22 protein-coding genes and 2 pseudogenes are annotated in these 20843 nt (G+C 41.6%); 7 read left to right on the top strand and 17 right to left on the bottom strand.

Going from position 1 to position 20843, the window contains the following annotated elements; genetic code table 11:
* Positions 1–11 precede the first annotated feature (11 nt).
* The 3 genes from AAEY93_RS04510 (at position 12) to AAEY93_RS04500 (ending at position 2156) form a co-directional block, all read left to right on the top strand.
* Positions 12–746 (top strand): glycerophosphodiester phosphodiesterase, encoded by a 735-nt coding sequence (locus AAEY93_RS04510; RefSeq protein WP_335686794.1) that lies wholly within the window; start codon positions 12–14, stop codon positions 744–746.
* Between the two features lie 36 nt (positions 747–782).
* The gene (locus AAEY93_RS04505) at positions 783–1733 is read left to right on the top strand and encodes a D-2-hydroxyacid dehydrogenase (protein WP_351075169.1); all 951 of its coding nucleotides are present in this window, start codon (positions 783–785) and stop codon (positions 1731–1733) included.
* A 231-nt stretch (positions 1734–1964) separates the two neighbouring features.
* Complete coding sequence (locus AAEY93_RS04500) at positions 1965–2156, top strand: bacterioferritin-associated ferredoxin (protein WP_101034146.1); 192 nt, start codon at positions 1965–1967, stop codon at positions 2154–2156.
* A gap of 232 nt (positions 2157–2388) precedes the next feature.
* Here AAEY93_RS04500 and parC read toward each other — a convergent pair whose 3' ends face one another.
* The 7 genes from parC to nudF form a co-directional block, all read right to left on the bottom strand.
* A complete protein-coding gene (gene parC / locus AAEY93_RS04495; RefSeq protein WP_351075166.1) occupies positions 2389–4692 on the bottom strand; it encodes a DNA topoisomerase IV subunit A in 2304 nt (767 codons plus the stop codon).
* Positions 4692–5840, bottom strand: coding sequence for a PQQ-dependent sugar dehydrogenase (locus AAEY93_RS04490; RefSeq protein ID WP_124012455.1), 1149 nt, complete (start codon positions 5838–5840; stop codon positions 4692–4694). Before AAEY93_RS04490 ends, parC begins: the two co-directional genes overlap by 1 nt.
* A 55-nt stretch (positions 5841–5895) precedes the next feature.
* Positions 5896–7782: a DNA topoisomerase IV subunit B gene (gene parE / locus AAEY93_RS04485; RefSeq protein WP_101034143.1), complete on the bottom strand. Its 1887-nt coding sequence runs from the start codon at positions 7780–7782 to the stop codon at positions 5896–5898.
* Positions 7783–7852: 70 nt separating this feature from the next.
* Complete coding sequence (locus AAEY93_RS04480) at positions 7853–8425, bottom strand: YqiA/YcfP family alpha/beta fold hydrolase (RefSeq protein WP_101034142.1); 573 nt, start codon at positions 8423–8425, stop codon at positions 7853–7855.
* Between the two features lie 65 nt (positions 8426–8490).
* Positions 8491–9330 (bottom strand): 3',5'-cyclic-AMP phosphodiesterase, encoded by an 840-nt coding sequence (gene cpdA / locus AAEY93_RS04475; RefSeq protein ID WP_124012456.1) that lies wholly within the window; start codon positions 9328–9330, stop codon positions 8491–8493.
* Between the two features lie 34 nt (positions 9331–9364).
* Entirely contained in the window at positions 9365–9802 is a 438-nt protein-coding gene (locus AAEY93_RS04470) for a DUF1249 domain-containing protein (protein ID WP_335686790.1), read from the bottom strand.
* A 39-nt stretch (positions 9803–9841) separates the two neighbouring features.
* Positions 9842–10468, bottom strand: a complete 627-nt coding sequence (gene nudF, locus AAEY93_RS04465; RefSeq protein ID WP_101034139.1) for an ADP-ribose diphosphatase — start codon at positions 10466–10468, stop codon at positions 9842–9844.
* Between the two features lie 428 nt (positions 10469–10896).
* Between nudF and tolC the strand changes: the two genes are divergently transcribed.
* Positions 10897–12192 carry an outer membrane channel protein TolC gene (gene tolC, locus AAEY93_RS04460; protein WP_101034138.1) on the top strand — a complete coding sequence of 432 codons (1296 nt, stop codon included), beginning with the start codon at positions 10897–10899 and terminating at the stop codon, positions 12190–12192.
* Between the two features lie 113 nt (positions 12193–12305).
* On the opposite strand, the gene AAEY93_RS04455 is transcribed toward tolC, so the two are convergent.
* From AAEY93_RS04455 to AAEY93_RS04445, 3 genes are read right to left on the bottom strand one after another with little or no spacing between them, the layout of a single operon-like run.
* Positions 12306–13040, bottom strand: coding sequence for a TIGR04219 family outer membrane beta-barrel protein (locus AAEY93_RS04455; protein ID WP_124012459.1), 735 nt, complete (start codon positions 13038–13040; stop codon positions 12306–12308).
* A 2-nt stretch (positions 13041–13042) separates the two neighbouring features.
* Positions 13043–14014: a DUF2333 family protein gene (locus tag AAEY93_RS04450; RefSeq protein WP_101034136.1), complete on the bottom strand. Its 972-nt coding sequence runs from the start codon at positions 14012–14014 to the stop codon at positions 13043–13045.
* Between the two features lie 12 nt (positions 14015–14026).
* Positions 14027–14506 carry a copper chaperone PCu(A)C gene (locus AAEY93_RS04445; RefSeq protein WP_101034135.1) on the bottom strand — a complete coding sequence of 160 codons (480 nt, stop codon included), beginning with the start codon at positions 14504–14506 and terminating at the stop codon, positions 14027–14029.
* Positions 14507–14541: 35 nt separating this feature from the next.
* Between AAEY93_RS04445 and AAEY93_RS04440 the strand changes: the two genes are divergently transcribed.
* Positions 14542–15279, top strand: a complete 738-nt coding sequence (locus AAEY93_RS04440) for an enoyl-CoA hydratase-related protein (RefSeq protein ID WP_101034134.1) — start codon at positions 14542–14544, stop codon at positions 15277–15279.
* 68 nt (positions 15280–15347) lie between these two features.
* On the opposite strand, the gene AAEY93_RS04435 is transcribed toward AAEY93_RS04440, so the two are convergent.
* Positions 15348–15548 carry a PspC domain-containing protein gene (locus tag AAEY93_RS04435; protein ID WP_351075159.1) on the bottom strand — a complete coding sequence of 67 codons (201 nt, stop codon included), beginning with the start codon at positions 15546–15548 and terminating at the stop codon, positions 15348–15350.
* A gap of 183 nt (positions 15549–15731) precedes the next feature.
* Positions 15732–16043 (bottom strand): hypothetical protein, encoded by a 312-nt coding sequence (locus AAEY93_RS04430; protein ID WP_351075157.1) that lies wholly within the window; start codon positions 16041–16043, stop codon positions 15732–15734.
* A gap of 535 nt (positions 16044–16578) precedes the next feature.
* On the opposite strand from AAEY93_RS04430, the pseudogene AAEY93_RS04425 reads away from it, so the two are divergent.
* Positions 16579–16892: pseudogene (locus AAEY93_RS04425) on the top strand (enoyl-CoA hydratase-related protein); the annotation flags it as partial.
* Positions 16893–16925: 33 nt separating this feature from the next.
* On the opposite strand, the gene AAEY93_RS04420 reads toward AAEY93_RS04425, so the two are convergent.
* Positions 16926–17126 (bottom strand): PspC domain-containing protein, encoded by a 201-nt coding sequence (locus tag AAEY93_RS04420; protein WP_351075155.1) that lies wholly within the window; start codon positions 17124–17126, stop codon positions 16926–16928.
* Positions 17127–17309: 183 nt separating this feature from the next.
* Positions 17310–17615, bottom strand: a complete 306-nt coding sequence (locus AAEY93_RS04415) for a hypothetical protein (RefSeq protein ID WP_351075153.1) — start codon at positions 17613–17615, stop codon at positions 17310–17312.
* Between the two features lie 523 nt (positions 17616–18138).
* On the opposite strand from AAEY93_RS04415, the pseudogene AAEY93_RS04410 reads away from it, so the two are divergent.
* A pseudogene (locus AAEY93_RS04410) lies at positions 18139–18458 on the top strand (enoyl-CoA hydratase-related protein); the annotation flags it as partial.
* A gap of 33 nt (positions 18459–18491) precedes the next feature.
* On the opposite strand, the gene AAEY93_RS04405 reads toward AAEY93_RS04410, so the two are convergent.
* The 3 genes from AAEY93_RS04405 to dusA all read right to left on the bottom strand — a co-directional run bounded on the left by AAEY93_RS04405 (position 18492) and on the right by dusA (position 20816).
* A complete protein-coding gene (locus tag AAEY93_RS04405; RefSeq protein WP_351075151.1) occupies positions 18492–18692 on the bottom strand; it encodes a PspC domain-containing protein in 201 nt (66 codons plus the stop codon).
* 183 nt (positions 18693–18875) lie between these two features.
* A complete protein-coding gene (locus AAEY93_RS04400; protein ID WP_124012461.1) occupies positions 18876–19181 on the bottom strand; it encodes a hypothetical protein in 306 nt (101 codons plus the stop codon).
* Between the two features lie 585 nt (positions 19182–19766).
* Entirely contained in the window at positions 19767–20816 is a 1050-nt protein-coding gene (gene dusA, locus AAEY93_RS04395; protein ID WP_351075149.1) for a tRNA dihydrouridine(20/20a) synthase DusA, read from the bottom strand.
* Positions 20817–20843 lie beyond the last annotated feature (27 nt).

Genomic DNA, 20843 nt, shown 5'->3' with positions numbered 1-20843 from the left:
TAAGGACAGCTATGCTCGTTTTTGCTCACCGCAGCGCCAGCGGTTATGAACCTGAAAATACCTTAATTGCTATAGACAAAGCACTCGATTTGGGTGTTAGTGCCATTGAACTTGATGTGCATTGCGTTGAAGGTGAATTAGTGGTGTTTCATGATCGCCGTTTAGAAGGTAAGTCAACCGGAACAGGGCTGATCCACTTAACCACAAAAGCAGCTCTGGCTCTATTTACCGTCGGCGGACAAGCGATCCCCACGTTATGGCAGGCACTCGAACGGATAAGCACAAAAAGCGAAGGCTTGTGCAGCGTCAACATCGAATTAAAAGGCGTTGGCTGCGTAAAACCCTTTCTTGCATTATATCCTCAAGCCCTTGAGCAACTCAATTACACCCCAGAACAACTGTTAATATCATCATTTAACCACCCCTATTTGGCTCAGATAAAAAACACTTTCCCACAAGCTATTATCGCCCCATTACTGGCGGGGATCCCGCTAGACTTAGCTCAAATAATGACGACGCTTAATGCCTATTCGATCAATCTTGACGTGAGTTTTATTAATCAAGCTATTATTGATGACGCCCATCAGCGCGGCGGTAAAGTATTTGTGTATACCGTTGATCATCATGAAGATATTCAAGCGTTAAAAGCAATGGGTGTCGACGGTGTTTTCAGTAATTATCCAGACAAAGCGATGGCAATAGCAATGATGCCGGTCACAGTGGACTACCATGGTTGGTTTGAATAAGCCGTCTACGTATCAAGACTAAATCATGGAATCCCTATGGCGAATAAATTATTATTGCTGACCAGAGAGAACGATCAATATCGCCAATTATTGGCAAAGCATTCATTGCCAGATCTCGAAATTGTCGATGACATTCTCGTTGATACTGGCGATGACACGCTCAGCAATATTAATGATGCTGATATTTGGTTAGCAGAACCCCATTTAGCCGCACCATTACTGCCCCATGCAACAGCGCTTAAATGGTTACAATCAACCTTTGCGGGTGTCGATGCGTTAATGCAGCCATCATTACGACATGATTATTTGCTGACCAATATTCGCGGCGTCTTTGGCCCGCTAATGAGTGAATATGTTTTTGGCTACCTATTAAGCCATTATCGACACCATGCCCAGTATACGCAGCAACAACACCAGCAGCTTTGGCGACCAGGCAGTTACCGAACTTTGCAAGGGCAACAACTATTAATACTAGGCACGGGCTCCATCGCTCAACACCTTGCGATAACAGCCCACCATTTTGGCATGACAGTCAGCGGGCTCAATCGCCAAGGCGCACTCGTGAGTGGCTTTAATCGCATCGACACGATGGATAAATTAGCCGATTATTTGCCCCATGCACATGTCATTGTCAGCGTATTACCCGATACACCTCAAACCAAGCATCTATTAAATGCCGAAAATCTGCCTTTATTAAAACCTGATGCCATGTTATTTAACATTGGCCGAGGTAACGCAATTGATTTGACAGCTTTACAAACTGAACTGATGCTATGCCCACAGCGCCAAGCCATATTAGATGTGTTCGAACAAGAGCCCTTGCCTGCTAACCATCCACTATGGCATTACGATAACGTCACTATTACTCCACATATCGCTGCGCCAAGTTTTCCCGAACAAGTAGTACAAATATTTAGCCAAAACTATTGCCGATGGCAACAGTCCAAATCATTGCACTATGTCGTCGATGCTAGCCATGGCTACTAAAACGGGCTGAAATAGCATTGTTTAACCTCAGATCGGAACAATAGATAGGCTAATTCGTTAAATACGGCTTCATTGCAAGTCTTCAATTTTTCATAAAAAGTGATGTAGATCATACTGTATTAAAAATAATCATTATATTTACAAGAAAGGTATTGCCAATGATAACTATTTTCATTTAGAATTAGGTTACTTTCTTAGCTCTGACCCATTTTAAATGAAGAGGCTTTCTCTATGTACGTTTGTCTTTGTCATGCCATTACAGACACTCAAATTAAAGCAGCCGTTAGCCAAGGTGATTGCTCACTTGCTGACGTGAGAAAGCGTTTGGGCGTTTCAGACCAATGTGGAAAATGTGCTCGGATGGCAACTCAAATCATTCAGACTCAGTTAGAGTACGAACCCAATTTCTATGAAGTTGCATAAAATATTTCCTTTTCATAAAAAAAGCTGCTCATATGAGCAGCTTTTTTTTCATTCTTTAGCGATTTACTAACCGAAAAATTCAGGGCTGGTTCACTAACATTAATGCGACCCTCGCAATGTTCAGACAAACAACAAGGTTAACGAAACCATGTGATCCTGAAATAAGCCATTAATCTCCGCCATTAATCTAAAGCGTTAATCTACGCCATTAATCTAAGCGTTAATCTAAGCGTTAATCGAACGCCTGCGCAGAATCGTCTACCCCTGGCTCACTGTCTACATGGGCACTGTCAACATCAACACTATCCACTCGTTGTAAACCTCTTGGTAGCTTAGCACCTCTTCGTCCGCGTTCACCTCGATATTCCTCTAAATCACTTGGTTTCAAGGTTAACTTACGCTTGCCCGCCCATAACGTTACTGAGGCATTTTGAGGAACCACACACAGATGCAATAGTAATTCTTCGCGATTTTTAGCTCGCTCAGTAGCAATACCGATAATTTTATTGCCTTTACCTTTTGATAATTGTGGCAAAGCATCTAAGCTAAACATCAGCATGCGGCCTTCAGAAGTTATGGCTAACAAAGATTGACCTGCGGTTTTATTAATTAACTTTGGCAGCATGACTAACGCATTCGTTGGTAGGCTTAGTAACGCCTTACCCGCCTTATTACGGCTGACTAAATCAGGATAAGCACAAATAAAGCCATAACCCGCATCGGTTGCCAACAAGAAGAACTGCTCTTCCTCACCCATTAATACATGTTGCATTACCGCGTTAGGCGCCATATTAAAGCGCGTGGTAATCGGCTCACCTTGGCTTCTGGCTGAAGGCAACGTGTGACTGTCGGTTGTAAATGCTCGCCCTGTTGAGTCAATAAACACCGCCGCCTGATTACTTTTACCCATTACGCTGCACAGGTAACTGTCGCCAGACTTATAAGACAAGCCTTTTACATCAACATCATGACCTTTAGCACAACGTACCCAACCTTTATCTGACAACACGACAGTGACAGGTTCAGTTGGGGTTAACTCTTGTTCAGTCAGTGCTTTGGCATCAATACGTTCAATAATAGGCGAACGACGATTGTCACCATAAATCTCGCCATCTTGAATCAATTCTTTTTTGACTAAGGTTTTTAAACGACGATCTGAGCTTAATAATAATTCTAATTTGTCACGCTCGGCGGCTAACTCGTCTTGCTCAGCTTTGATTTTAAATTCTTCAAGCTTGGCCAAATGACGTAACTTTAATTCTAAAATTGATTCTGCTTGTTTATCTGACAAGGTAAACCGAGACATCAACTCAGCTTTAGGCTCATCGTGAAAACGAATAATCTCGATCACTTCGTCAATGTTTAAAAATGCGATCATCAAGGCTTCTAAAATATGTAATCGCGCTAACACTTTATCGAGTCTATATTGCAAGCGGCGCGTTACAGTGGTCATCCGAAACTCTAACCATTCGGTTAATAGTTGCTTTAGCCCTTTCACTTTAGGGAGGCCATCAAGTCCCAACACATTTAAGTTAACCCGAAAGCTTTTTTCAAGATCCGTAGTGGCAAATAAATGGGTCATTAACTGATCACAATCAACACGGCTTGATCGAGGAACAATGATTAATCGCACTGGGTTTTCATGATCAGATTCATCACGTAAGTCAGACACCATCGGCAGCTTTTTTGCCTGCATTTGATTGGCAATTTGCTCTAGGATCTTACCGCTACTTGCTTGATGCGGTAATGAGGTAATGACAATTTCACCATGCTCTTCTTTGTAAACCGCGCGCATTTTGATTGAACCACGCCCGGTATCATAAATCCGCTCAATATCGGCTCTAGGGGTGATGATTTCGGCTTCAGTCGGGTAGTCAGGACCTGGCACTAACTCCATGAGTCGGGCTAAATCAGTTTTTGGATTATCGATAAGCTCAACACAAGCTGAAACTAACTCACGCACGTTATGTGGTGGAATGTCTGTTGCCATGCCCACCGCAATGCCGGTAATGCCATTCAATAAAATATGCGGTAATCGGGCAGGTAAGGTTTTAGGCTCCTTCATGGTGCCATCAAAGTTAACCCCCCAATCGACGGTTCCTTGACCTAATTCCGACAATAACACTTCAGAAAACTTTGATAGTCTAGCTTCGGTATAACGCATTGCCGCAAATGACTTAGGATCATCTGGCGCGCCCCAGTTACCTTGGCCGTCAACCAGTGGATATCGATAGGAAAATGGCTGAGCCATTAACACCATCGCTTCATAACATGCGCTATCACCGTGTGGATGATATTTACCTAAAACATCACCCACAGTACGGGCTGATTTTTTGTGTTTAGACTGTGCCGATAACCCTAATTCACTCATGGCGAAAATAATACGACGCTGAACAGGTTTTAAACCATCGCCAATATGCGGTAAAGCACGATCCATAATCACGTACATGGAATAATTTAAATAAGCCTCTTCAGTAAAGCGCCTAAGCGGCATTTGCTCTACGCCATCAAGACTTAATTCAATCGCATCACTCATTATTTCATATCCTGTGATTGTTCGGGTGCGTTATAAAACAAACGGTAAATATTACCTTTTAAATCATCTGAAATGTACATTGCGCCGTCTGGCGCATTAATCACATCAAATGGACGTGCGACGGGAAATTCTCCATCCAAAAAACTCACCACGGTTTCACGTTTACTAATTTTATTATCTTCAATACTCAGCATCACAATTTGATAGCCCACTTTACTTGAACGATTCCATGAACCATTTTCAGCAACAAATATTTGGTTACGATAACGTTCTGGAAATTGCTCTCCTCGGTAAAAACTTAATCCGGTTGGGGCAACGTGTGCTGGCAGTTCGAATTCAGGCACGCTGATATTTAAATTTTCAGGTTTATCATAGGCAGGCTCAATCACATCTGTGGCGTGTAAATAAGGAAAACCAAAGTGGCTACCTTTAATTTCTAAACGGTTTATTTCATCAGGTGGAATATTATCGCCCATCCAATTACGACCTAAATCAGCAAACCACAACTTGTTGGTCACCGGTGACCAATCAAAACCTGTCACACTCCTAAGGCCAAACGCAACTTGCTCACTGGCGCCGGGATCAACATCGATGGCCAAAATACTGCCAAATGGCGAAGGTGATTCACAGACATTACATGCCGAACCAATGGCAACATATAACAGTCCATCGGGGCCAAAGTGCATCGAACGAGAATATTTCTTATCTAAGCTTGGCAAATTTGAATAGACTTCACGTGCTCGACTAGGACGGCGAAGACGAGATTCTATTTCTTCAAAGCGAATGATACGGTCGTCTTCAGTGACGTATAGCGAACCATTATGGAAGGCTAACGCATCAGGGTAATCTAACCCCCTTGCGATAAGGTAACGCTTATCCACTTGGCCATTTTGATCACTATCAACCAACGCATACACGGTGCCACTTTTTTGAGACCCGACAAATAAAGTACCGTTATCGCCCACGGTCATTTGCTTAATATCGCCTAAATCAGAGGCATACAAGCTTAATCCAAACCCTTTGGTGACAGTGATCATCACCGATTGTGCGGCAATGGCGAGTGTGGGGAAAAAGCCTAATAATATTATACCTGCGCAAGCAAATTTACTGCCCAGGTTAAGATAAAATCGTACGTTAATATACTGCATGTTAATTATCTTTTTGCCTTATGTTATACATTCTTATTGGCAGTAACAAACACGACTAAAGTGACGCTAAGTCGCCTTTACTTTCTAACCAGGTCTTACGATCTGGAGCACGCTTTTTAGCCAGTAACATATCCATCAAGGCTACCGTCTCATCGGCGTCATCAATAGTCAATTGAACTAAGCGTCGGGTGTTAGGATCCATAGTGGTCTCACGCAGTTGCAATGGGTTCATTTCACCCAAGCCTTTAAAGCGAGTCACTTGCACCTTACCTTTTTTATTTTCTGCGGTAATACGGTCTAAGATCCCCGTTTTTTCAGCTTCATCCAGAGCATAAAAAACCTCTTTGCCGATATCAATACGAAATAGCGGCGGCATAGCAATATACACATGCCCATTATTCACTAATACACGATAATGCTTTAAGAACAACGCACACAACAATGTCGCAATATGCAGTCCATCAGAATCTGCATCCGCTAGAATACAAATTTTACCATAACGTAATTCTGAAATATCATCGCTGTCAGGATCGCAACCAATCGCTATCGAAATATTATGCACCTCTTGCGAGGCTAACACTTGCGAGGAATCGACCTCCCAAGTATTCAAAATTTTACCTCTTAACGGCATAATGGCTTGAAATTCACGATCTCGAGCTTGTTTTGCACTGCCGCCAGCCGAGTCTCCTTCCACTAAAAATAACTCACCTCGCATCGGATCTTGACCGCTGCAATCGGTTAGCTTACCCGGTAATGCTGGCCCAGAAGTCACTTTTTTACGCGCCACTTTTTTAGCTGCTTTTAAACGTCGCAGTGCATTACTAATGCACAATTCTGCTAGTTGTTCTGCTAACTCAGTATTGGAGTTTAACCACAAAGAAAAGGCATCACGAACAACACCAGAAACAAAGGCAGAGCTTTGACGACTGGATAATTTTTCTTTGGTTTGGCCAGAAAACTGTGGATCTTGCATTTTTGTCGATAAGATAAACGCTGCACGATCCCAAATATCTTCGGGCGATAGCTTAATACCACGAGGAACAAGATTGCGAAATTCACAAAACTCACGCATAGACTCAAGCAAACCTTGTCTAAAGCCATTTACATGAGTACCACCTAATGGTGTCGGAATTAAGTTAACGTAACTTTCACTCAAACTATCCCCACCTTCAGGCAACCAAGTAATCGCCCACTCAGCGGCGTCTAATTTGCCTTTAAAACTGCCAACAAACGGCTCTTCAGGTAACAATACAGAATCTTTTATCGCTTCTTTGAGGTAATCGGTTAAGCCGCTTTCATAAAACCAGTCATACACTTCACCATTTTGTTTATTGGTAAACTTGATGCGTAAACCGGGGCACAATACCGCTTTAGCTCGTAGTATATAAATTAATTTACTGGCCAAAAAGTTAGCCGAGTCAAAATAACTGGTATCGGGCCAGAAATGCACTCGAGTTCCCGTATTACGGCGCCCACAAGTGCCCGTCACGACCAGTTCTTCAACCTTAAAACCATTTTCAAAGGCCATTTCATATACATGCCCATCACGACGAACACTGACTTCAACACGCAGAGAAAGCGCATTGACGACCGAAATACCCACCCCATGTAAACCACCTGAAAACTGGTAGCTTTTATTCGAAAACTTACCACCTGCGTGCAATTTAGTCAGAATAAGTTCAACCCCAGGAATGCCTTCTTCTGGGTGAATGTCCACCGGCATACCCCGGCCATCATCGGTCACTTCAAGGGAATTATCTTCATGGAGTACAACTTCAATTTTAGTCGCGTGTCCCGCCAGAGCTTCATCAACGCTGTTATCAATAACCTCTTGACCAAGGTGATTAGGCCTAGAGGTGTCGGTATACATACCAGGACGGCGTTTTACCGGGTCAAGTCCATTAAGGACCTCAATAGCGTCAGAAGTATATTGGTTGGTCATAATCCACACATTTGGAGTTAGATAGAGCCAAAGTTAGCTCAAATTGATCGTTGTTTGTAACGCTAAAACGTTACAGCTGAATAAATTTACATATTTTGTCTAATTGTTGTTCATAGCCAACAAAACTGTGGTCACCATTAGGCTCTAAATGTAATTCACAGCTATGGTACTTATGTAGTGCTTGTCGATAATCTAACACTTCGTCACCAGTTTGCAACAGCACGAGAAAACGATCAGGATGTCGGATCACATGAGTATTATACTGAGCAACATCATATTGATGCTGCGGTAACACTTGATAATGCTCATCAGTATAAGGATTATATTGAGGACCGATAAACTGTTCAAATAATTCGAACGGTTTTACCGCCGGATTAATCAACACGGCTCTACCACCATAGGTTTCGGCTAAATAACTGGCAAAATAACCACCTAACGACGAGCCAATAAAGCGCAATGTCTGCCCTTGCCGTTTCGCTTGCTCAGTGATATTGCACAGTAAAGTAATTGCAGCAATGGGTGACGAAGGTAATTGTGGTTGGTGAAAATCGACTTGTGGATAATGTTGCTGAATATAGTGTGCGGTTTGAATGGCCTTATCTGACCGTGGAGAACTATTAAAACCATGTATATAAAGCAGCATATTCCCTCGCGAGACGGTTAATTAGCACTAAGGGCGTCCTTATTAACATAATATGGCGCGGTAAACTAGTATCCGCTGGCCTCATTATCTGGCGCAAATAGATTTCCTGGCACGCGATACACGTTAGTACGAATGCTACCATCGCCTGCCAACTCCAGCAAACGATAACCGGGTTGAAGATGGTCTAAGGCAAAATAGGATGATAATGGTTTAAATTGAATACACGTTGACGGTGTCGCCATTAATTGAATAGGACCATGCGCCCCTAAATGAATATTATCCACTTGTTGGTGTACGTGCCCCCAAAGAATACCTTTCACTTGCGGGTAACGGCTGGTCCGTTGCAAAAACTCTTCTCCATTCATCATACAGTGCTGATCTAACCAAGCGCACTGCATTAAGATCGGATTATGATGCATCACTAACAAGACATGTTTATCGGGTTCAGCGTTAATTGCAGCATCTATTAAGGCAAATTGTCGCTCGCCCATATGGCCACCAGGCTTACCTCGAAGAGTAGAATCAAGCATTAATATCAGCCATTTACCAATAACCACCCGTTGTTGGCCAAACACTTTTTCACCTTGCATACGCAAGCTCATCAAGCGAGGGTCATCATGGTTACCGGGTAAATAATGGCAAGGCAGATTTAACATTTCAATCTTTTGCACAAAATGCTGATAAGACTCAGGTGAGTAATCTTGGCTAATATCACCGGTTGCTAACAATAAATGAGCAGGATATTGAGTGGCTATGTAGGTATTTAACACCGCTTGGAGACTTTGGGCCGTATTAACACCTAGCAGTTGTCCTTCTGGATCAGAAAAGAGATGCGGATCCGTCACTTGTACTAATCGTACAGGCTCATTTTCAGTAACAGAATAATGCACTGCGTCTTTAAGCACTAAAGATTCCCAACATGGTAAAAGAATAAAATAGCTATGATTGGCAAGTCACTCTCCGAGACCCAATCTTCAACAGATCTTCAAGGAATGCATTCACCTGAAATTTTTCATCGCTATGATGCATATGTATATTAGGGTAATCATACATTGGCTTTAAGCGATAAATCTGTTGGCTAGTTAACACTTCTGCTAATTGAGCATCATGATAAACACGAACAGTTGCTTTGGGAGTTTTAAAAAAATGTCCATTGGGTATAGGACGAGATATTTCGACTAGCTGAGTATACTTAGTATTTTCAAGAAGATTGATCGACAAGGTACCAAATTGACCTTCAATCTGCCATGGCACATTAACGCTCATTTTTTCGGGTAACCATTTTAAAATACGTGCATAATTTCTACCACACACAGCTAAAAAAACACTGACATTAGGTTGATATTTTTGCTTTTTTTTCAGATTAAACTCTGCCACCCAATCATTCCTATCTTGCTCACAATCCTATTCAACAAGTTAAAGTGAGTCACGAATTTGTTGGTAATTCAGCATCAACCATTGGATACCCAACACCGTCGCCGCATTATCGATACGACCATTGTTTACCCATTGATAAGCTTGCTCGCGACTGACAACATGAACCCGAATATCTTCATTTTCATGTTCGAGTCCATGTATTCCAGCCGCTTTGGTGGCATCGACTTGCCCCAAAAACAAATGAAAACGCTCTGTTGTGCCGCCAGGACTGACCAAATAGCTGTTTATAAATGTTAAGCCTAATAAACTTAATCCGGCTTCTTCCGCTAATTCACGTTCTGCCACTTTCTCGGGTAATTCGCCGGGTTCAATTATACCTGCCACTAACTCAAGAAGCCAGATTGATTTAGTGGTCGCTAATGCTGGAACCCTGATTTGCTCTATCAATACGATTTCGTCACGAATTGGATCATAAGGTATTACAACAACGGCATGGCCTCGTTCAAAGACCTCACGCCTCACCTCACCACTCCAGCCTCCTTTAAACAGCTTATGCTTAAAGGTGTATTCGTCCAACTGGAAGAATCCTTTGTATAATACTTTTTTAGATATCAAACTAAACCCAGACTCTGCGTCAAAGGTGGTTATAGCGGCTTGCTCAGACATATTTATCCTCATCTATCAAAACGTAAACCATCTGGTCATTTTACAGTTTAAATTAACATAATTAATAACTAAGCATTTAAGCTTGCATCAGCAAAAACAGGTCTAATTAAAATAAAATCTGTTACACTTCAAATTTGACTTGAAAATGAAAAGATCACTACTATCAGTTAGCGCACAATATGTGAGTAGTGCACAATATGCAGTAATAAACATATGGTGAATAAAATGCAATGAGCAATGCGTTGTGGATGTTGAACGACGATATCTGCTGTAAATTATTATGCATACTCATTAAGCAAGTAAGTTAACACTGATTGCCGCGTTAAGACTGAATAATGTTATCTCATTATCTTAACGGAGGACATGACCAAATTTATAAGTTAATCAACACCTCATCTTACCGAGGAATTGTCTAAAAAGGGCAGCAAATGAAATTCAAAATTGGTTCATTATACGCAGCATTAGCATTTGCTATTGCAGCACCAGCAGTACAAGCTGACGATTTACTTCAAATTTATCAAAAAGCACTCACTAGCGACCCTATCGTTTTACAAGCCAAAGCACAACGTGATGCCTTATACGAAAGTATTGAAGAAAATCGTGCACCGTTATTGCCTAGTATCAGTGCAAACGTTGGCTACGCTAAAGCGTGGAATGATCCTTTAGAAGATAGCGACGGATTAATAGGTGGTGTTAACTTAACTCAAGTTATTTACGATCACAGTGCATGGGTAGGTTTAGACCTTGCTGAAATGGCAGCGTCTCAAGCAGACTCTGCTTATGCATCGACATTACAATCGCTGATTACCCGTGTCACTAAAGCCTATTTTGATGTATTAACGGCTAAAGATAACTTCGAGTTCCAAGGTGCAGAAAAAGCAGCAATTGAACGCCAACTTGAGCAAACTAAGCAACGTTTTGCCGTAGGCTTAACGGCAATTACTGATGTTCATGAAGCACAAGCACAATATGACCTAGCATCAGCATTAGAAATTCTTGCTCAAAATACCCTAGACAATAGCTACGAAGCATTACGTGAAATTACTGGTGTAGATCATAAATCAATTGATATTCTTGATACTAACCGTTTTTCAGCCGTTACACCTGCCCCAGCATCATCTGCGGCTTGGTTAAAAATGGCCGAAACCAGTAGCATCGATTTAATGACTCAACGTATCGCCAAAGATATCGCCAATGAGACGATTAAATTGTACAAAGCTGGCCACATGCCTTCACTTAACTTAAATGCCGGCTATAACAAAGGCGTTGACCAGACTCCAGGTCCAGATTATGACAATACCAATATTGGTGTAACCTTGAGCATTCCGCTTTTCGAAGGCTTTAAAGTGACTTCGCAAGTGAAACAGGCTCAGTTCCAATATGTGGAAGCAAGCGAGAGATTAGAACAAACTCATCGCAGTGTAACTAAGAACGTACGTAATAACTTTAATAACGTTAACGCTTCTATCAGTTCAATAAAAGCCTATGAGCAATCGGTGATTTCATCTGAAAGCGCATTAAAAGCCACTCAAGCTGGATTTGAAGTGGGTACGCGTACGATTGTTGATGTGCTGAACCGTACACGTGATTTATACGATTCAAAGCGTCAATTGTCTGAAGCGCGTTATGGCTATATCAATTCTATATTGGCCCTAAAACAGGCTGCGGGTACATTATCCGAAGATGATGTTATCTCGATTAACAGCGGACTAATTGCTCAGTAGTGATTAATCTCCTATAAAAAAACCGCCAATAGGCGGTTTTTTTGTGAGCATACAATTATTAACACAATATTTTTGCTCGATCTTTTAGCACGATCTTTTAACATAGTCTGCAATTAGAAAACTAATTCAACACCAGCAAATGCGCCACTAAAGTCAGTGTTTTGCGTCACACCAGAGAAGTTACTCACATCAAAATTAAACTCACGGTAACCAACACGAATAGCAGTATCAACAGCTAATCCGTCAAACTGCCATCCCAAACCAGCACCATAGTCATGTACATTAGATTCGTCCACTCCTAACATCACATCAGCAAAGCCAAACAAGCCTAAACCAATCATGCCAACTTGTGCACTGGCGTACCCCATCACGATACCGCTGTCGATATCCACTTCTTCAGGATGACCGGCATCAGCAACTCGTAATGAACCGCTCATTAATTTATAGGCGGCACCTAAATCAACAGACACTAAGTCGTTATCTAGGATTTCGTAATACAACACAAAGTCAGTATTACTTAAGTCATTAATGACCGACGCCGCACCGCTATAGCTGTGACCATTAAAATTAAAGTCCGCATTGCTAATGCTCGTGCTCGACTCAAGGCGATTTTCACGAATTTTAACATTAGGCACAAACGGCAATGGATGTTCAACAGCAATCCATACGCTACCTTGAGATGAATCATCATTAAAGCTGTGGGCAACAGCACTATCATCATTAAATGCATTTGTGGTGTCGGCCTGCCAGTAATCAGCGCCGACTTTAAAACCTAATACAGTTGCCGCATGAGCCGATGACACGCTTAACAGGCCCACTAAAGCGGTGGCAATAAGAGTCTTTTTCATCATTATCCTTGTGAGAGTAAATTCGTTAAATCAATTACCGCGGCATTTGCACGCGAAATATAATTAGCCATCACCAACGAGTGATTAGCCACTAAACCAAAACCGTTTCCATTAAGAACCAAAGGGCTCCAAACTGTTTGTTGAGTTGCTTCAAGTTCACGAATAATTTGACGTAAACTGACCGCAGCATTTTTGTTTGCTAATACATCGGCAAAATCAACTTCAATGGCCCGCATAAAGTTCAATAATGCCCAAGCGGAACCACGACTTTGATAAAATACGTCGTCAATTTTCCACCAACTTGTTTTAATTTCATTGCTCGATAAACCGGGGGTCGATTGACGCGCAGAAATATCACCTGCTAGATCAGTATTTAACCGTTCTTGGCCGACACTGGCAGATAAATTTTGTGAGATACTACCTAAGCGTTTTTGAACTTCTTTAAGCCATTCATTGAGGTTGTCTGCACGAGCATAAAACTGCGCATTATTGTTCTCTGCATCGTTGATTTTAGCGCGATAAAGTTTCAATAATTTGATCGCATCGCGATATTCACCTTCGGCACTTGGCACTAACCAACTGGTATTATCGATGTTTAACTTCGAATGTGCCGTTAATAAATCATCATCCGCAGTGGACTGCGACTGTGAACGACTAAATTCTTTACGCATTGTTAGCGCTAAATCTCGCGCCTGTTCTAATGCACCAAACTCAAATGCAGGCATGTTATCCATCATTACCGACGGAGGCATAATATCATTAGAGAGCCAACCTCCGGGTTTATCCAGCAAGGTTTCCATTGTGGCAATTAATGACGTTGTTGTGGCATAACCCACAATTAACTTACCGTTATCTGTTTTCGACGATACCGGTTTAATTGGATCAGGTGCAACACTCCACCACACACTCATAAAGTAAAGTACTAAACAAAGCACACCAACAACGGCTAATATTTTATTCCTTGTTACTTGCATCAATATTGCTCCTTAATTGTGGTGATGATGTTCATCATGTTGAGTCTCGGCTTTCTTAAGCACGGGAAGCTCAATCATAAGTTGCTGACCATCGTCAAAAATTAATGTTAAAGGCACTTTATCATCAATAGCCAATGGCGCGGTTAACGACAATAACATCACATGATCCCCGGTAGGTTGAAGCGTTAACGAACCGTGGGACGGTATAGTAAACCCTTCGACTTGGCGCATTTTAACCATGCCATCTTCTTCAATAATTGTATGTAACTGCGCTACTTTTGCCGCACTCGTCTTCACTTCAACTAACTTAACATCGCTGTTGTTATGATTTTCTAGCGTAAAATAAGCCGCGGTATTGGGCACACTCGCAGGCATTGCTCTTACATGACCATCAACCAACACAACGTTAGCGCTGGCTGCGAATGAAATTGATGATAGCACTAAAAAGTTAAACAGATGTTTGAATATTGCTTTCAATGTCTTAAACTCCATGTAATCCCACTCGCGTTCACAACAGGAAGCTACGAATGAGTCATATTCAGGTAAGAGATGATCAAGGCGTACGGATCATCAGTTTTAATCGTCCAGAAAAGCGCAATGCCTTTAATCTAGAAATGTATCAGCAATTCACAGAATACCTGATCCAAGGTGAAGCCGACAACGATATTCGTGCCTTTATGTTTCATGGTACAGAAAACTGTTTTACATCAGGCAATGATATCGCAGATTTCCTCAAGAGTGGTGAATTAGTCGAGGAGCATCCAACGGTTAAATTCTTGTTTTGCTTATTGGATCTTAAAAAACCGGTTGTGGCTGCTGTGACAGGGGCCGCGGTGGGAATTGGGACAACCTTGCTACTTCATTGCGACTTAGTGTATGCCGACAATAGTGCTAAATTTCAGATGCCATTTGTTAGTCTGGCCTTGGTTCCTGAAGCCGCATCAAGCTTATTGTTACCCTTAATCGTGGGCCAACAAAAAGCGGCTGAACTCATCTTACTCGGAGAAGCATTTAATGCTACGACAGCGGCAGAATTAAATATTATTAATAAAGTGGTCGATGATGCCGATTTATTGAGTTTCAGCTTAGCTCAAGCGAAAAAACTTGCTGCACAACCACCTCAGTCACTTCAAGCATCGAAACAGCTTTTACGCCATAATCAGGCACAAGTAAAAGCACAAATGAAGTTAGAATTAGTTCAGTTCTCTAAACGTTTACAAAGTGATGAAGCTAAACAACGCTTCCAAGCTTTCTTACAAAAATAAATATCCTACTCGATATAACCTGTCTACGGGGAAAGTCATGGCCCCGTTTACCCACTGCTGAGTAGACGTTAAAATCGAGTCGTTTTTTGACTCATCACTACGGCTATCACAAAGTAAGCTAACAGACCGATACTGGGGGTGCTTACAACGAGCCCTAGTGTCACAACACGTGTCCAAAGTAATGACCAGCCGTATTGTTTAGCCAACTTAGCTGATACGCCACATACGATCCGAGTTTCATCTTGTAATCTATCGATTAAACGCTTCATATTATCCTCTCGTACTCAACCAGGTTTATCCTAGTCAGTAATGGTGTTCAGATTAAGCCTGGTCATTAATGCTTGGCCATAATAGCCAGCTGACTACTGTCGCACACAGTGCAAAACTGATCACTGGCAATAACAATAACGACATTAATGGCAGCACCAAAGCTATATTCATTGCCCAATCCATTACTTGTTCTCAGTGGTTAAGGTTGTTGTGGTTTGTGGTTGTTCAAAGCTAGTAAACTCTAGGGCTGAATTCATTTCAAATACCTGTTCAGCTATTTGAGTTTGCAACGACAACATTAACTCTTGTTTTACATTGGCAATCATTTGTTGGCTAGCTCGGGTCATCGTCTGCTCAAGCGTAGCAACCGTATTTGAGATTGAGATTTTATCAGCCTGAGCCGAAACACTGGCGGTAACGAGTAATGCTGCAGCAATTGATAATTGAACACTACGACGAATAACGTTAGTTGAAGTTAAAGTTAAAATAGACATAATGGAATCCTTTATTGTGCTGGTTGATGACAACTAAACACTCGTCTAGTTGATTATACAATAGGTATTACAAGTAGCATGCCAACTTTAAAAGAATCAGTAACCACATAATTAATATACTAAATTAATTAATTATCGTTCATATAAATGAACCAACCTCTCGAACAAAAAACCAACAGGTAGTAAAATTAACCATATCCTTAGTGAGAATGACCAGCCCTTTTGTTAACCCATGTAAAAAGGGTGAACAGCTGAAATAAATGGCCAGCTATCACCGGGGTGTTAAATGAAATGACTGAGTGAATGAATGAATGAATGAATGAATGAATGAATGAATGAGTCAACGTTTTAGCGGGTAAACACACTCATAATCTAACGGCGGGATGTCACAATTTGCTTTCGAGCTTAAGCCTTGTAACCATGCTTTCGCGCATCAATGGTAAAACACTGCAACCTTTTCCACTCATAGATCTAATAAAGTCAGTTAAACATTGATGGCTGTCTTGGTCGTTAATCCCAATACGTGCCTTTATGCTTCATGGTACATGGTACAGAAAATGGCTCTACATCAGGTAATGAGAAAGCAGATGTCCTCAAGAGTGGTCAATTAGTCGAGGGGCATCCAACGGTTACATTCTTGCTTTGCTTATTGGGTCTTAAAAAACCGGTTGTGTCTGCTGTGACGGGGCTGCGGTGGGAATGGGTACAACCTTGCTACTTCATTGCGACTTAGTGTATGCCGACAATAGGGCTAAGATGCCATTTGTTAGTCTGTCCTTGGTTCCTGAAGCCGCATCAAGCTTATTGTTACCCTTAATCGGGGGCCAACAAAAAGCGGCTGAACTCATCTAACTCGGAGAAGTATTTAGTGCTGGGTAGACGTTAAAATCGAGTCGTTTTTTGACTCATCACTACGGCTATCACAAAGTAAGCTAACAAACCGATACTGGGATTACTGACAACGAGCCCTAGTGTCACAACACGTGTCCAAAGTAATGACCAGCCGTATTGTTTAGCCAACTTAGCTGATACGCCACATACGATCCGAGTTTCATCTTGTAATCTATCGATTAAACGCTTCATATTATCCTCTCGTACTCAACCAGGTTTATCCTAGTCAGTAATGGTGTTCAGATTAAGCTTGGTCATTAATGCTTGGCCATAATAGCCAGCTGACTACTGTCGCACACAGTGCAAAACTGATCACTGGCAATAACAATAACGACATTAATGGCAGCACCAAAGCTATATTCATTGCCCAATCCATTACTTGTTCTCAGTGGTCAAGGTTATTGTGGTTTGTGGTTGTTCAAAGCTAGCAAACTCTAGGGCTGAATTCATTTCAAATACCTGTTCAGCTATTTGAGTTTGCAACGACAACATTAACTCTTGTTTTACATTGGCAATCATTTCTTGACTAGCTTGGGTCATAGTCTGTTCAAGTGCAGCAACTGTATTAGCGGTTGACATTTCATCAGCCTGTGCCGAAACACTGGCGGTAACCAATAATGCTGCAGCAACTGATAACTGAACACTACGACGAATAACGTTAGTTGAAGTTAAAATAGACATAATGGAATCCTTTATTGTGCTGGTTGATGACAACTAAACACTCGTCTAGTTGATTATACAATAGGTATTACAAGTAGCATGCCAACTTTAAAAAAATCAGTAACCCCATAATTAATAGACTAAATTAATTAATTGTCGTTCATATAAATGAACCAACCTCTCGAACAAAAAACCAACAGGTAGTAAAATTAACCATATCCTTAGTGAGAATGACCAGCCCTTTTGTTAACCCATGTAAAAAGGGTGAACAGCTGAAATAAATGGCCAGCTATCACCGGGGTGTTAAATGAAATGACTGAATGAATGAGAGAATGAGTGAATGAATGAGTCAACGTTTTAGCGGGTAAACACACTCATAATCTAACGGCGGGATGTCACAATTTGCTTTCGAGCTTAAGCCTTGTAACCATGCTTTCGCGCATCAATGGTAAAACACTGCAACCTTTTCCACTCATAGATCTAATAAAGTCAGTTAAACATTGATGGCTGTCTTGGTCGTTAATCCCAATACGTGCCTTTATGCTTCATGGTACATGGTACAGAAAATGGCTTTACATCAGGTAATGAGAAAGCAGATGTCCTCAAGAGTGGTCAATTAGTCGAGGGGCATCCAACGGTTACATTCTTGCTTTGCTTATTGGGTCTTAAAAAACCGGTTGTGTCTGCTGTGACGGGGCTGCGGTGGGAATGGGTACAACCTTGCTACTTCATTGCGACTTAGTGTATGCCGACAATAGGGCTACATTTCAGATGCCATTTGTTAGTCTGCTCTTGGTTCCTGAAGCCGCATCAAGCTTATTGTTACCCTTAATCGTGGGCCAACAAAAAGCGGCTGAACTCATCTAACTCGGAGAAGTATTTAGTGCTGGGTAGACGTTAAAATCGAGTCGTTTTTTGACTCATCACTACGGCTATCACAAAGTAAGCTAACAAACCGATACTGGGATTACTGACAACGAGCCCTAGTGTCACAACACGTGTCCAAAGTAATGACCAGCAGTATTGTTTAGCCAACTTAGCTGATACGCCACATACGATCCGAGTTTCATCTTGTAATCTATTGATTAAACGCTTCATATTATCCTCTCGTACTCAACCAGGTTTATCCTAGTCAGTAATGGTGTTCAGATTAAGCTTGGTCATTAATGCTTGGCCATAATAGCCAGCTGACTGCTGTCGCACACAGTGCAAAACTGATCACTGGCAATAACAATAACGACATTAATGGCAGCACCAAAGCTATATTCATTATCCAATCCATTACTTGTTCTCAGTGGTCAAGGTTGTTGTGGTTTGTGGTTGTTCAAAGCTAGCAAACTCTAGGGCTGAATTCATTTCAAATACCTGTTCAGCTATTTGAGTTTGCAACGACAACATTAACTCTTGTTTTACATTGGCAATCATTTCTTGACTAGCTTGGGTCATAGTCTGCTCAAGTGCAGCAACTGTATTAGCGGTTGACATTTCATCAGCCTGTGCCGAAACACTGGCGGTAACCAATAATGCTGCAGCAACTGATAACTGAACACTACGACGAATAACGTTAGTTGAAGTTAAAATAGACATAATGGAATCCTTTATTGTGCTGGTTGATGACAACTAAACACTCGTCTAGTTGATTATACAATAGGTATTACAAGCAGCGTGCCAACTTTAAAAAACAACAGTAACCTGCTAATTAATTGACTAAATTAATTAATTATCGTTAATATAAATGAACTAAAATATAGAACAAAAAACCAACAGGTAGTAAAAATCACCATCTAGTTAGTGAAAATGACCAGCGATTTTTATGCAGTATTATAGCAAGGCTAAAAAGTAGCAATAAATAGCGAAATATCACCGCCAACTGAGAGGCTGTAGCAGAGATTAGTGGTTAACTTGGTGACTGGGTTAGTGGTTGAAGTGTGAAAATGTCGGTGACTGTATTAGTGACTGTCTAGCTTATGGTATTAGACACTGTTGTTTAGCAGGCTTTATGGTTCCGCTAGCGATTCTAGCGAGAGACAAAACCAAAAAACGCCTAATAATAGGCGCTTTTTATATGCTAACAGCTGTTTTCAACATGTCTGTCTGGCCGTTTATTTCACGTCTTATTCACGACATAAGCTCGCGACATAATCTGGTGACATAACCTCTATATAACGAGAATTATATCAAAGTAGATTCGTCACTGGCGAGTGCTTTTGCATCGACAAATTCAGCGGCGTTAAGCACAACCCCAATATCAGCATTGGGCTTATGAGCATTCTCACTCAAATGCCGACGCCAGCCACGCGAACCTGGTAAGCCCTGAAATAAACCAATCATATGACGGGTAATATGATTTAAACGACCGCCTTGGGCTAAATGCGCTTCAATATAAGGTAACATTTGTTCTATCACTTGTTGGCGAGTAATCACCACTTTATCGATTGCGCACAACTGTTGATCTACTTGCGCCAACATATACGGGTTTTGATAAGCTTCACGCCCCACCATCACCCCGTCAAGCTGGGCTAAATGTAGCTTTGCTTCGTCTAACGTTTTAATGCCACCGTTAATGCTGATGTTCAACTGTGGATAATCGCGCTTTAATTGATACACCCGATCATAATCTAACGGCGGGATCTCACGATTCTCTTTCGGGCTTAAGCCTTGCAACCAGGCTTTACGCGCATGAATAGTAAAAGCACCACAACCTTTGGCACTGACGATATCAATAAAGTCGGTTAAAAATTGATAACTGTCTTGCTCATCAATCCCAATACGGGTTTTGACTGTAATCGGAATATCACTGACTTGTTTCATCGCATCAACGCATTGTGCAACTAACTCAGGCTCGGCCATTAAACACGCACCAAAGCGGCCATTTTGTACTCTATCAGACGGACAACCCACATTCAGGTTCACCTCATCATAACCACGCTCAGCAGCCAATTTGGCACACGCCGCTAAATCAACCGCGTTAGAGCCACCCAACTGTAACGCCAGTGGATGTTCTGCAGTGTTATAGGCCAAATAGTCGCCCTTACCTTGCAATATCGCACCCGTGGTGATCATCTCGGTATACAACAAGGCTTTGCTCGACATTAAACGAGCAAAGTAACGATAGTGGCGATCGGTCCAATCCAGCATCGGCGCAATGGAAAAGGTGCGATCGAGTGTATCCGTTGGTGTGGCTAGCTTAGGCGTTGTATTCACTGAATTAACTACTCTCATATTTTGAGTTACTGTTACACATTTTAA

The organism is Shewanella sp. CAL98-MNA-CIBAN-0140, assembly GCF_040309905.1.
Lineage (GTDB): Bacteria > Pseudomonadota > Gammaproteobacteria > Enterobacterales > Shewanellaceae > Shewanella > Shewanella psychromarinicola.
The sequence above is the reverse complement of the archived record's forward strand: the minus strand, read 5'-3'. Positions and strand labels throughout refer to the sequence as shown.

Coding starts and splice junctions, on each gene's coding strand:
- AAEY93_RS04510 (WP_335686794.1), top strand. CDS start 12: ATGCTCGTTTTTGCTCACCGCAGCGCCAGCGGTTATGAACCTGAAAAT.
- AAEY93_RS04505 (WP_351075169.1), top strand. CDS start 783: ATGGCGAATAAATTATTATTGCTGACCAGAGAGAACGATCAATATCGC.
- AAEY93_RS04500 (WP_101034146.1), top strand. CDS start 1,965: ATGTACGTTTGTCTTTGTCATGCCATTACAGACACTCAAATTAAAGCA.
- parC (WP_351075166.1), bottom strand. CDS start 4,692: ATGAGTGATGCGATTGAATTAAGTCTTGATGGCGTAGAGCAAATGCCG.
- AAEY93_RS04490 (WP_124012455.1), bottom strand. CDS start 5,840: ATGCAGTATATTAACGTACGATTTTATCTTAACCTGGGCAGTAAATTT.
- parE (WP_101034143.1), bottom strand. CDS start 7,782: ATGACCAACCAATATACTTCTGACGCTATTGAGGTCCTTAATGGACTT.
- AAEY93_RS04480 (WP_101034142.1), bottom strand. CDS start 8,425: ATGCTGCTTTATATACATGGTTTTAATAGTTCTCCACGGTCAGATAAG.
- nudF (WP_101034139.1), bottom strand. CDS start 10,468: ATGTCTGAGCAAGCCGCTATAACCACCTTTGACGCAGAGTCTGGGTTT.
- tolC (WP_101034138.1), top strand. CDS start 10,897: ATGAAATTCAAAATTGGTTCATTATACGCAGCATTAGCATTTGCTATT.
- AAEY93_RS04455 (WP_124012459.1), bottom strand. CDS start 13,040: ATGAAAAAGACTCTTATTGCCACCGCTTTAGTGGGCCTGTTAAGCGTG.
- AAEY93_RS04450 (WP_101034136.1), bottom strand. CDS start 14,014: ATGCAAGTAACAAGGAATAAAATATTAGCCGTTGTTGGTGTGCTTTGT.
- AAEY93_RS04445 (WP_101034135.1), bottom strand. CDS start 14,506: ATGGAGTTTAAGACATTGAAAGCAATATTCAAACATCTGTTTAACTTT.
- AAEY93_RS04440 (WP_101034134.1), top strand. CDS start 14,542: ATGAGTCATATTCAGGTAAGAGATGATCAAGGCGTACGGATCATCAGT.
- AAEY93_RS04435 (WP_351075159.1), bottom strand. CDS start 15,548: ATGAAGCGTTTAATCGATAGATTACAAGATGAAACTCGGATCGTATGT.
- AAEY93_RS04430 (WP_351075157.1), bottom strand. CDS start 16,043: ATGTCTATTTTAACTTTAACTTCAACTAACGTTATTCGTCGTAGTGTT.
- AAEY93_RS04420 (WP_351075155.1), bottom strand. CDS start 17,126: ATGAAGCGTTTAATCGATAGATTACAAGATGAAACTCGGATCGTATGT.
- AAEY93_RS04415 (WP_351075153.1), bottom strand. CDS start 17,615: ATGTCTATTTTAACTTCAACTAACGTTATTCGTCGTAGTGTTCAGTTA.
- AAEY93_RS04405 (WP_351075151.1), bottom strand. CDS start 18,692: ATGAAGCGTTTAATCAATAGATTACAAGATGAAACTCGGATCGTATGT.
- AAEY93_RS04400 (WP_124012461.1), bottom strand. CDS start 19,181: ATGTCTATTTTAACTTCAACTAACGTTATTCGTCGTAGTGTTCAGTTA.
- dusA (WP_351075149.1), bottom strand. CDS start 20,816: ATGAGAGTAGTTAATTCAGTGAATACAACGCCTAAGCTAGCCACACCA.